Source organism: Streptomyces sp. NL15-2K (genome assembly GCF_030551255.1).
GTDB lineage: Bacteria > Actinomycetota > Actinomycetes > Streptomycetales > Streptomycetaceae > Streptomyces.
On record NZ_CP130630.1, the window covers coordinates 9996655 to 10009385 of the forward strand.

General features: G+C 72.2%; 1 protein-coding gene. It reads left to right on the top strand.

The features are described from left to right. The first annotated feature begins 5 nt into the window (after positions 1-5). A complete protein-coding gene (locus tag Q4V64_RS44275) occupies positions 6-12722 on the top strand; it encodes a non-ribosomal peptide synthetase (protein WP_303714339.1) in 12717 nt (4238 codons plus the stop codon). Positions 12723-12731: the final 9 nt, after the last annotated feature.

Here is a 12731-nt window from a genome sequence, read left to right on the forward strand (position 1 = left end):
AAATCATGGCAGCGTCTGCGCCCTCAAACGGCAACGCCGGAACCACGGCCGACCGTGGCCTGCGTTCGGTGGTGGAGGTGTTTGCGGAGCGGGTGGTGGAGTGTCCGGGTGCGGTGGCGGTGGTGTGCGGGGACACGTCGTTGACGTATGGGGAGTTGGGGGAGCGGGCGGATCGGTTGGCGTGTGCGTTGCGGGGTGCGGGGGTTGGGGTGGAGTCGCGGGTCGGGCTGCTGTTGGGCAGGTCGGTCGATGTGGTGGTGGCGATGTTGGGGGTGTTGAGGGCGGGGGCGGCGTATGTGCCGGTGAATGCCGGCTTCCCCGCGGAGCGGGTGCGGCAGGTGGTGGAGGACAGCGGCGCCCAGCTGATCGTGGCTGACGACGAGCTGCGCGAGCTGGCGGGTGTGGCGGGTGTGCCGTTGGTGTCGGTGGATGCGGAGGCGGCGGGGGATGTGGTGTTGCCGTCGGGGGTGTCGGCGGGGTCGTTGGCGTATGTGATGTTCACGTCGGGTTCGACGGGTCGGGCGAAGGGTGTGGCGGTCACGCAGGGTGCGGTGGTGGCGTTGGCTGCGGACGGGCGGTTTGTGTCGGGGGCGCATGGGCGGGTGTTGTTCCATTCGCCGCATTCGTTCGATGCGGCGACGTATGAGGTGTGGGTGCCGTTGCTGAACGGCGGGTGTGTGGTGGTGGCGGAGGGTGAGTTGAGTGTGCCGGTGGTGCGGGAGGCGGTGGAGCGCTATGGCGTGACCGGGATGTGGGTGACGGCGGCGTTGTTCGGGGTGTTGGTGGAGGAGGATCCGGAGTGTTTCCGGGGCTTGGGTGAGGTGTGGACGGGCGGGGATGCGGTGCCGGCGGTGGCGGCGGCGCGGATGTTGCGGGCGTGTCCGTCGACGGTGCTGGTGAATGGGTACGGGCCGACGGAGGCGACGACGTTCGCGGTGTCCGGCCCGCTTGCCCACGACGAGACCGCTGTGGGAGTGGTGCCGCTGGGTGTGCCGATGGACGACACCCGCGCCTATGTTCTGGATGCGGGGCTGCGGCCGGTCGGGGTGGGTGTTGCGGGTGAGTTGTATCTGGGCGGGCACGGTCTGGCCCGCGGCTACTTCGGGCGAGCCGGCCTGACCGCCGAGCGGTTCGTCGCCGACCCCTTCACTACCGGCCGGCGCCTGTATCGCACGGGGGATGTGGTGCGGTGGCGGCCGGAGGGGCGGCTGGAGTTCCTGGGCCGTGGCGACGACCAGGTGAAGATCCGTGGGTTCCGTATCGAGTTGGGTGAGGTGGAAGCGGCCCTGGCCCGCTGTGCGGGGGTGGGGCTGGCCACGGTGGTGGCCCGTGAGGATCAGCCGGGTGTGAAGCGCCTGGTGGCGTACGTGGTGCCGGACGACGCCTCGGTCGAGATGGACGCCGTACGGACCGAGCTTGCGCAGTCCCTGCCGGAGTACATGGTGCCGTCGGCGTTCGTGACGCTCGACGCGCTGCCGCTCACGCCGAACGGCAAGGTCGACCGCCGCGCCCTGCCCGCCCCCGTCCTCGACTCGGGACAGGAGTACGTCGCCCCGCGCACCCCGGTCGAGGAGACCCTGGCCGGCATCTGGGCCGAGGTCCTGGGAACAGACCGCGTCGGCGTCCACGACAGCTTCTTCGACCTCGGCGGCGACTCCATCCTCAGCATCCGAGCCGCCTCCCGCATCCGCAAGGCGCTGTCCGCTCCGCTCTCCTGGCGCGACCTGTTCGACCATCCGACCGTCGCACAGCTCGCGACCGCCGCGGCGAATCAGAAAGTGTCCCGGCCCGTCCCGCCGATCCCGGTCGCCGACCGCACCGGGGCTCTGCCTCTCGCATCGGGACAGCAACGCCTCTGGTTCCTCAACGAGTTCACGCCGGGGAGCGTGGAGTACAACACGGGCGTGGCGCTCCGGCTCACCGGCCGGCTGGACGACGCGGCGCTGCGCGCGGCCGTGGACGCGCTGGTCGAGCGGCACGAGCCGCTGCGGACCACCTTCGACTCCGACGCGGGACGGGGCGTCCAGGTCGTACACGACGGCATGCACGTCCCCATCCGGCACGTCGACCTCTCCTCCTCTGCCTCCGCCGAGGACGAGACGGCGCGCGACGCGGCCCTCGCTCAGGTCCTGCGGGCCGAGCAGGCCAGGCCGTTCGACCTGCGTACCGGGCCGCTCGTCCGGGTGCTCGTGGTGCGCACGGCGCCGTCCGAGCACGTCCTGATGGTGGGCATGCACCACATCGTCACCGACGGCTGGTCGATCGGTGTGCTCGCCCGCGACCTCGGCGAGCTGTACTCGGCCTCTCTGCGCGGCACGCCCGCGCACCTGCCGGAGCTGCCCGTGCAGTACGCGGACTACGCGGTCTGGCAGAACCAGCGGATCGGCGGCGACGCGACGGCGGATCAGCTGGCGTTCTGGCGCGAGGAGCTCGCCGATCTGCCGGTGCTGGAGCTGCCGACCGACCGCCCGCGGCCCGCCGTGCGCACCTCCGCCGGCGCAGTGCACACCTTCGACGTCCCCGCGGACATCGTCGCGGGGCTGGCCGTCCTGGGGCGGCGCGAGCAGGCGAGCCTGTTCATGGCGCTCACCGCGGTGACGCAGCTGCTCCTGTCCCGGTACACGGGACAGCGGGACGTGGCGGTGGGCACCGTCACCTCGGGCCGGGAGAGGGAAGAGACCGAGCACATGCTCGGCTTCTTCGTGAACACCCTTGTGCTGCGCTCCCGGATCGACGAGAGCCGCACTTTCCGTGACCTGCTCGCCGTCGTGCGCGACAGCACACTCGGTGCCTTCGCCCACCAGGACGTGCCCTTCGACCGGCTGGTCGACGCACTCGCGCCGGAGCGCGACCCCAGCAGGACACCGCTCGTGCAGGCGGTCGTCGTCCTGCAGAACGCGCTCGGCGGGCTGGGGGACTTCGCCGGGGCGCACGCCGAGCGCGTCTTCGTTCCGCGCGACACCTCCCGCTTCGACGTGACCCTTGAATTCTGGGAGCACGACGACGGCCTGTCCGGCGAACTGGAGTACAACACTGATCTGTTCGAAGCCCGCACCATCGAGCAGCTGTGCCGCCACTGGGTCACGCTGGCCCGTGAGCTCGTCGACAGCCACTCCCTGCCGCTGTCCCGGATCGAGATGCTGTCCCAGGACGAGCGTTCCCGCACGACCTCCGAGTGGAGCTTGGGCGCGGAGGCCGAGGTGCCGGAGGCCACCTTGGCCGAGCTGCTGCGCGCATGGGTCGCCGAGCACCCGGACAGCGTGGCCGTGCTGGCGGACACCGTCTCGCTCACCTACGCCGAACTGGACGCCCGCGCCAACCGGCTGGCACGCGTGCTCGCGGCGCGCGGCGTGGCCCCCGAGTCACGCGTGGCGGTCGTCCTGCCGCGTTCGGTCGACTGGGTGGTCACGGTGCTGGCCGTGGTCAAGGCGGGTGGCGTGTACGTGCCCGTCGACCCCGCCCTGCCCGAGGAGCGGCTGGCGTACGTACTGCGCGACAGCGGCGCGGGTGTGGTGCTGACGCGCGGGGACCTGGTGGCCGGTCTCCCCCTGGGCAGCGCGCGAGCCGTCGTCGTGGACGACGCGGACGTCGTCGCCGAGACGACGCGGCAGCCCGCGGCGGATCCCCGCGTCGACGTGCCGCTGACCGCCGCCGCGTACGTCATCTACACCTCCGGGTCGACCGGGCGGCCCAAGGGCGTCGTTGTACCGCACCGAGGGCTGGCGGCCTTCGTCACCGCCCTGGTGCGGCGCTGCGCCGTGGACGGCACCGCGCGCGTACTCCAGCTGGCGTCTGCGAGTTTCGACGCGTCCGTGCTGGAACTGCTGATGGCCTTCGGCGGGGGCGGCGCCCTGGTCGTCCCCTCGGTCGAGGGCCCGCTTGTCGGGGACGATCTGCTGGGCGTGCTGCGCGCGGCGTCCGTCACGCACGCGCTGATACCGCCGACCGTGCTCGGCAGCATTCCCTCCGCGGACGTGCCGGACCTGCGCGTGCTGTTGTCCGGAGGGGAGGCGTGCGACGCCGCCCTGGTGGACCGCTGGGCGGGCGGGCGCACGATGGTGAACGCCTATGGCCCCACGGAGGTGACCGTCGTCGCGACCATGAGCGGCCGGCTTGCCCCTGGCGGCGGGGTGGCTCCGCCTATCGGGGGTCCCGCCGGCGCTTCCCGCGTGTACGTCCTCGACAACTTGCTGCGTCCCGTGCCGCCCGGAGTCCCCGGGGAGCTGTACGTCGCGGGCGCCGGGCTCGCCCGCGGCTACCAGGGACGCAGTGGCCTGACGGCGGAGCGGTTCGTCGCCGACCCCTTCGGCACAGGGGAGCGGCTGTACCGCACGGGCGACGTGGTGCGCCGACGCGCGGAAGGGCAGCTGGAGTTCGTCGGCCGCAGCGACGACCAGGTGAAGATCCGGGGGCTGCGCATCGAGCCGGGAGAGATCGAGGCCGTTCTGCGTGGGCACGACACGGTCGAGCGGGCCGCGGTCGTGGTACGGGAGGACCGCCCCGGCATCAAGCAGATCGTCGCCTATCTCGTACCGCGCGCGGGCCGGGAGATCCCGTCCCGGGACGAGCTGCGCCGCTTCGCGGTGGCCGAGCTGCCCGACTACATGGTGCCCTCGGCGTTCGTCGCGCTCCCGGAGCTGCCCGTCAACACCAGCGGGAAGATCGACCGCAGGGCGCTGCCCGCACCCCCGGCCGGCGGCGACGACGCTCACGTGGCGCCGCGGACGGGGACCGAGCAGGTCCTCTGTGACATCTGGGCCGAGGTGCTCGGCCTGCCGCGGGTCGGCGTCGACGACAACTTCTTCGCGCTGGGCGGGGACTCGATCCTGAGCATCCAGGTCGTGTCGCGGGCCCGCCGGGCGGGGCTGGGGATCACCTCCCGTGACGTGTTCCTGCGGCAGACGATCGCCGGCCTCGCCGCCGTCGCGGGCGAGGCCGACGCGGCCCGGCCCGCCGCCCCGCCGGCCGAGCAGGGCACTGTGTCCGGGCCGGTGGCGACCACCCCGATCCGCGAGTGGTACTTCGCCACCCACCCCGTCGCACCGGCGCACTTCAACATGGCCATGGAGTGCGAGCTCGCCCCCGGAACCCGGCCGGAGCTGCTGCGCACGGCCGTGGCCGCGGTCCTTGCCCGGCACGACGCGCTGCGCAGCGTCTTCACCCGCGCCGAGGACGGCTGGTCGGGGCGCATCCTGCCCGAGCTCGACCTCGACGCGGTCTTCACCGTGCACCCCCTGGCCGCATCGGCGGACGCCGAGGCGCACTGGCGCGAGCTGACCGCGCGGGCCCAGACCGGGCTCGACCTGGAGCGAGGCCCGCTCGTGCGCGTCCTGGCCGGGCACACCGGTCCGCAGGGCGCCGTACGGCTGCTGATCGTGGCGCACCACTTGGTGATGGACGGCGTGTCCTGGCGCATCCTGCTGGAGGACCTCGCCAACGCCTACGAGCAGCTGCGCACGGGCGCCCCCTGCGACCTGGGTGGCAAGACCACTTCGGTGCGGCAGTGGGCGGAGCGGCTCAACCGGCACGTCGAGGACGGCGGCTTCGCGGAGCAGGCGGCGTACTGGCGCGAGGCGACGGCCGGCGCGCCCACCACCGTGCCGCTCGACACGCCCGGCGGGGACAACACCGTGGCGTCCCAGGACACGGTGTCGGTCACGCTCGGCGCCGAACAGACGGAGGCGCTCCTGCACCACGTGCCGGGGGTGTACCGCACCCAGGTGAACGACATCCTCCTGACCGCCCTCGCGCGCACCCTGCGTGGCTGGACCGGGCGGGAGCGCACGGCGGTGCATCTGGAGGGGCACGGTCGCGAGGAGCTCTTCGACGACATCGACCTCACCCGCACCGTCGGATGGTTCACCTCCATGTACCCGGTCACCCTGCGGCTGCCCGAGGACGGCGACTGGGCGGCGACGGTGAAGTCGGTGAAGGAGCAGTTGCGGGCAGTACCCGACCGCGGAGTCGGCTACGGCGCGCTGCACCACCTGAGCCGGGACCCCGCCGTCGCGGAGCGCATGGGCGAGCCGCCGCGCCCCGAGGTGAGTTTCAACTACCTGGGGCAGTTCGACGGGATCGGCGGCGAGCACGGCTGGTACCGCCGGGCACGGCTGAACCCCGGCGGCGAGCACAGCCTCGCCGAACAGCGCCCCCACGTCCTCGATGTCGTGGGCGGCGTCCAGGACGGCCGTATGACCCTCAGCTGGTCGTACTCGCGGGGACTGCACCGCCCGGAGACCGTCCGGCGGCTCGCCGACGCGATGGTGGCCGAGCTGACCGGATTCCTGCGGCACTGCGCGGAGGACGGCGCCGGCGGCTGCACCCCCTCGGACTTCCCCCTGGTCGGCCTCGACCAGGGAGAAGTGGACCGGCTGGCCGGTGACGGCACCACCGTGGAGAGCATCTACCCGCTCACCGCGTTGCAGGCCGGCATGGTCTTCCACGCTCTGGCCGAACCCGCCTCCGCCGCCTACCGCGAGCAGTTCTCCTTCGCCGTGGACGGCGCGGACGACCCCGGCACCCTGGCGCGGGCCTGGCAGCGCGTCGTCGACCGGTCCGACAGCCTGCGGGTCGCCGTGGCCTGGCAAGGCGTACGTGAGCCCGTCCAGGTGGTGCACCGCAGGCCGCTGGTGCCTGTGCGCATGCTGGACTGGAGCGACCGCGGCCCCGGGGAACAGCAGGACGCGCTCCGGGAGCTGCTGGCGGCGGACCGCGCACAGGGCATCGACCTGGAGACGCCGCCGCTGATGCGGCTGACGCTCGTCCGGCTGGCCCCGCGGCGCGTGCACGTCGTATGGACCTTCCACCACCTGCTGCTGGACGGCTGGAGCACGGCGGCGCTGCTGTCCGACGTGCTGGCCGAGTACGCGGCGATGAGCGGTGGGGGTGCGGCGGCCCGCACGAGGACGCGGGGCCCGTTCCGCACGTACCTCGAATGGCTCGCCGAGCGTGATCACGCCACGGCCGTGGACTTCTGGCGCGCACGGATGGCGGGGTTCGCGCAGCCGCTGCGCCTGCCCTACGACCGGGTCACGGACCAGGCGCATCTGGGCCAGTCGACGGCGCACATCGCGCGCGTCACCTCGGACGATCTGTCCCGCCGGATCGACGACTTCGCCCGCACCCACCGGATCACCGTCAACGCGGTTGTGCAGGGGGCGTGGGCCCTGCTGCTGTCGCACTACTGCGGCGCCCGTGATGTCGTCTTCGGATCCACCGTGTCCGGCCGCCCTGACGACCTGCCCGGCGCCGAGGACATTCTGGGCCTGTTCATCAACAGCTTGCCCGTGCGGGTGGACGTGGACCGGGACCGGCCCGTCGCCCAGTGGCTGCGCGGCCTCCAGGAGCGACAGGCGCAGTCGCGTCAGCACGAGCACATCGCGCTCAGCGACATCGAGACGGACCTGCCCGCCGGCACCGCCCTCTTCGACAGCCTGCTGGTCTTCGAGAACTATCCCGTCAGCGCAGGCGCCGCCGAGCAGTACGGCGTCTCCCTCCGCGACATCCACGTCACCGAAGCGACCAACTACCCGCTGACCCTGACCGCGTACTCGGGTGACCGGGTGAGCTTCGACCTCGGTTACGACCCGGACCTGTTCGACACCCGCACGGCCGAGGGCATCGCGGCCCACCTCGAGCACCTGCTCGCCACGCTCACCGACCATGCGGACACAGCGCTGGGTATGTTGCCGCTGGTGCCGGAGCAGGAGCTGCGTCGGCTGGAGGCCGCGTCGGTGGGGGAGAGCACGGCACCACGGCACTCGGTCGTGGAACTGTTCCGGGAACGGGTCGTGGCGCGCCCGGATGCGGTGGCGGTGGTGTGCGGGGATGTGTCGCTGACCTACCGCGAGCTGGGCGAGCGGGTGGAGCGGCTGGCGGGCGTGCTGCGGGGTGCCGGTGTCGGGGTGGAGTCGCGGGTGGGCGTGTGTATGGCCCGGTCGGCGGATGGGGTGGTGGCGGTCCTGGCCGTACTGCGGGCCGGCGGCGCCTACGTACCGCTGGACCCTGAGTACCCTGCGGAGCGGCTGGCGTTCATGGTGGCCGACTCCGGAGTGCGCATCGTCCTGACCGAGTCGACGCTGGCCGACCGCGTGCCGGTGGTGGAGAACGTGCACCTGCTGCGGGTCGACGCACTCCCGACGGAGCCCGTGGAGTCGGCGGCGTTCGAGGAACCGCCCTTGGAGTCGGCGGCGTACACCATTTACACCTCCGGGTCGACAGGCCGCCCCAAGGGCGTGGTGATCTCCCATGCGGCGCTGTCCTCGCTGCTGGACTGGGCGCTGTCGCTGGGTGAGGACATGTTCGCGCGAGTGTTCTTCTCCACCTCGCTGAACTTTGACGTGTCGGTGTTCGAGTTCTTCGGCACGCTGGTGGCCGGCGGCACGCTGGAGGTGGCGCGGGACGTGCTGGAGCTGGCCGAGCGGGAGGAGGGCTGGTCCGGCAGCCTCATCTCGGCGGTGCCCTCCGCGCTCGCCGCGGTGGTGGCCGAGGACGGACTGAACGTCACGGCCGGGCACGTGCTGATGTGCGGCGAGGCCTTCCCCACCAGCCTGGCGGAGCGGATCGGGCAGGTGCTGCCCGGTGCGCGGGTGGCCAACATCTACGGTCCGACCGAGGCCACCGTGTACGCGACGGGCTGGTTCGCGGACCAGGAGAAGCCGCCCGCCGGTGCGGTGGTGCCGATCGGGCGGCCGCTGTCCGGCAGGACCGTGCGGTTGCTGGACGCCCGGCTGCGCCCGGTGCCGGTGGGGGTGTGGGCCGAGCTCTACCTCGGCGGGCCGGCCGTGGCCCGCGGCTATCACGGACGGTCCGCGCTGACGTCCGAGCGGTTCGTCGCCGACCCGTTCACCCCGGGGCAGCGCCTGTACCGCACGGGGGATGTGGTGCGGTGGCGGCCGGACGGGGTGCTGGAGTACGCCGGTCGCGGTGACGACCAGGTCAAGGTGCGCGGCCACCGCATCGAACTCGGTGAGATCGAGGCCGCGCTGACCCGCTGCCCGGGCGTCGGGCAGGCGGCGGTCGCCGCCCGTGAGGACCAGCCCGGCGCGAAGCGGCTGGTGGCCTACCTCGTGCCGGAGCCGGGCGCCGGGCCGACGGTGGACGCGGTCCGCGCCCAACTCGCCGGACAGCTCCCGGAGTACATGGTCCCGGCCGCGTTCGTGGTGCTGGAGGAACTGCCGCTGACCGCGAACCGCAAGCTGGACCGCAAGGCACTGCCCGCGCCCGCGGCCCGGAACGAGGAGACACCCGCCGTCGCTCCGCGCACCGCGGCCGAGGAGACGCTGGCCGCCATCTGGGCGGAGGTGCTCGGCGTCCCGCGGCCCTCGGTCCACGACAACTTCTTCGACCTCGGCGGCGACTCCATCTCCAGTCTCAAGGTCGTCTCCCGCATCCGCACCGCGCTGGGCGCCGCCCTCTCCCCGCGCGTGCTGTTCGACGAGCCCACGGTGGCCCGTCTGGCGGCTGTGCTCACCACGGGCGAGGACGACACCCCGGACAGCGCACCCCTCGTGCCCGTCGCCCGAGACGGCGCGCTGCCGCTGTCGTTCGCGCAGGAACGCCTGTGGTTCCTGGACGACTTCGCCCCGGACTCCGTCGAGTACAACCTGATGACCACCCTGCGCTTGACCGGCGCACTGGACGTCGCGGCACTCCGGGCCGCGGTGAACGGCCTGGTCGCGCGGCACGAGGCGCTGCGCACGACCTTCGACTCGTACGACGGCCAGGGCGTTCAGGTCGTGCATGAGATGTTGGATGTCCCCGTACGCCTCGTGGAGCCGGCGCCCGATCATGTGGAGCAGGCGCTGCGCCGTGAGGCGACGACTCCGTTCGACCTGCGGACCGGTCCGCTGATGCGGGTGCTGCTCGTACGGACTACACCCACAGAGCACATCCTTGCCCTGTCGTTGCATCACATCGTCACCGATGGCTGGTCGATGGGGGTGGTGACGCGTGAGCTGAGCGCGTTGTACGCGGCGGCGGTGCGGGGTGAGGAGGCAGTGCTGCCGGGGCTGCCGGTGCAGTACGGGGACTATGCGGTGTGGCAGCGGGAGCGGCTGGCCGGGGATGCGCTTGAGGAGCAGTTGGCTTACTGGCGTGAGCAGTTGGCGGGTCTGGAGCCGCTGGAGCTGCCCACCGACCGTCCGCGTCCGGCGGTGCGGTCGTCGGCGGGGTCGACGTGGGTGTTCGAGGTGCCGGCCGAGGTGGCCGGGGATCTGGTGCGGGTGGGGCGGTCCGGCGGGGCGAGCTTGTTCATGGTGTTGACGGCCCTGACGCAGCTGCTGCTGTCGCGTTACAGCGGGCAGCGGGATGTGGCCCTGGGTACGGCGGTCTCCGGCCGGGAGCGGGCGGAGTTGGAGGGGCTGGTCGGTTTCTTCGTCAATACGCTCGTGTTGCGTTCGCGGATCGACGAGTCGCGTTCGTTCGGTGAGCTGCTGGAGGAGGTGAAGGAGACCGTCCTTGACGCGTTCGCGCACCAGGACGTGCCGTTCAGCCGTCTGATCGAGGAGCTGGCGCCGGAGCGGGACACCAGCCGTACCCCGCTGGTGCAGGCCATGATCGTGCTCCAGAACACCCCCGACACCACCTTCGACCTCCCCGGCCTCTCCTCCCGCGAGTTCGTGCCGCCCCGCGACACCACCCAGTTCGACCTCCACATGGAGTACCAGGAGCGGCCCGACGGCTCCCTGGAGGCGGTGGTCGTGCACAGCGAGCTGTTCGACCACTCCACCATCGAGCAGCTCACCGCCCACTGGCTCACCCTCGCGCGCCGGATCACCAAGGCGCCCTCCGCACCGCTGCGGGAGATCGAGCTGCTCAGCGACGAGGAGCGCGGCCGGGTCCTCACCACCTGGAACGACACGGGCGACACCGGGTCCCCCGCCCCCTCGCTCGTCGCCATGTTCGAAGAACAGGCCCGAAGCCGCCCCACCACGCCCGCCGTCACCTTCCAAGGCGAGACCCTCTCGTACGGCGAACTCGACGCGCGGGCCGGGAAACTGGCGTCCTTCCTCGCGGCGCGGGGCGTCGGCACCGAGTCGCGCGTGGGCCTCGTCCTGCCGCGGTCGACCGAACTCGTCGTCGCCGTGCTGGCGGTGCTGAAGGCCGGCGCCGCCTATGTGCCGGTGGACCCGAACTCCCCGGCGGAACGCCTGCGGTACGTGCTCACCGACAGCGGCGCCCAGACCGTGCTCACCTACCGGGAGTCGGCCCGGCACCTGCCTCCGCAGGTGCGCGACCGCAGCGTCGTGCTCGACGACCCGGAGACGGCCCACGCCGTGGACCAGGCAGCGGAACCGGCAGCCTCCGGGCCGGCGCCGCGCACCGTGCCCGCCGAGTCCGCGGCGTACGTCATCTACACCTCGGGCTCCACCGGCCGCCCCAAGGGCACCGTCCTGACGCACGGCAACGTCACCCGGCTGCTGGCCGCCACCCAGGGCGAGTTCAGGTTCGGCCCCGACGACGTGTGGACGCTCTTCCACTCCTGCGCGTTCGACTTCTCCGTGTGGGAACTGTGGGGCGCGGTGGTCTACGGCGGTCGGCTCGTGGTGGTCCCCCAGGACGTCGCCCGCTCGCCCGCCGACTTCGCGCGGCTCCTCGCCGCCGAGGGCGTCACCGTGCTCAATCAGACGCCGTCGGCCTTCTACCGGCTCTCCGAGGAACTGGAGCAGGCCCCCGGGCTGCGCGAACGGCTCGCGCTGCGCACCGTCGTCTTCGGCGGCGAGGCGCTCGACTGGCGGCGGATCCGCGGCTGGGTGGAGCGCTCGGGATCCGGCGGCCCCGTCATGGTGAACATGTACGGCATCACCGAGACCACGGTGCACGTCACGAGCCAGCCCGCCGAACCCGTCTTCGCCGACGCCGGTGCGGGCAGCGTCATCGGAACCGCGCTCCCGCACCTGCGCGCCTACGTCCTGGACGCCGCGCTGCGGCCGGTGCCGCCCGGCGGCTCCGGCGAGCTGTACATCAGCGGCGGCGGGCTCGCCCGCGGCTACCTCGACCGGGCCGGCCTCAGCTCCCTCCGGTTCGTCGCCAGCCCGTTCGGCAGCGAAGGAGAGCGGATGTACCGCACCGGGGATGTCGCACGCTGGAACCGGACGGGAAAGCTCGAATACCTCGGCCGCGCCGACGACCAGGTGAAGATCCGCGGCTTCCGCATCGAGCCGGGCGAGGTCGAGACGCTGGTGGCGCAGGACGCCCGCGTGGCCCAGGGAGCCGTGGTCGTCCGGGAGGACCAGCCGGGCGACAAGCGGCTGGTCGCCTACGTGGTGCCCGCCGACCGCACGGCCTTCGACGAGTCCGCGCTGCGCGAGGCCGTTCGGGCGAAGCTGCCCGACTACATGGTGCCCTCCGCGTTCGTCGCCCTGGACCAGCTGCCGCTCACCACCAACGGCAAACTCGACCGCAGGGCCCTCCCCGCGCCCGAATACGGCGACCGGGAGTCCTACGTCGCGCCGCGCACCGCCACGGAGGAGGCCATGGCGGAGATCTGGGCCGACGTCCTCGGCCTGGAAAGGGTCGGCGTCGAGGACGACTTCTTTAGTCTGGGTGGAAACTCGGTCCTCAGTCTCCGGGTGGTTGGTAGGGTCCGAAGCGTGTTCGACATCAATCCATCGGCACGCATTGTGTTCGACCACCCGACGGTCGCGCGGCTCGCTCTCCACATCGAGGACGTGATCCTCGAGGAGATCGAAATGTCGATGGCAGACGACGAAATCCAATAGCGGCCTTTT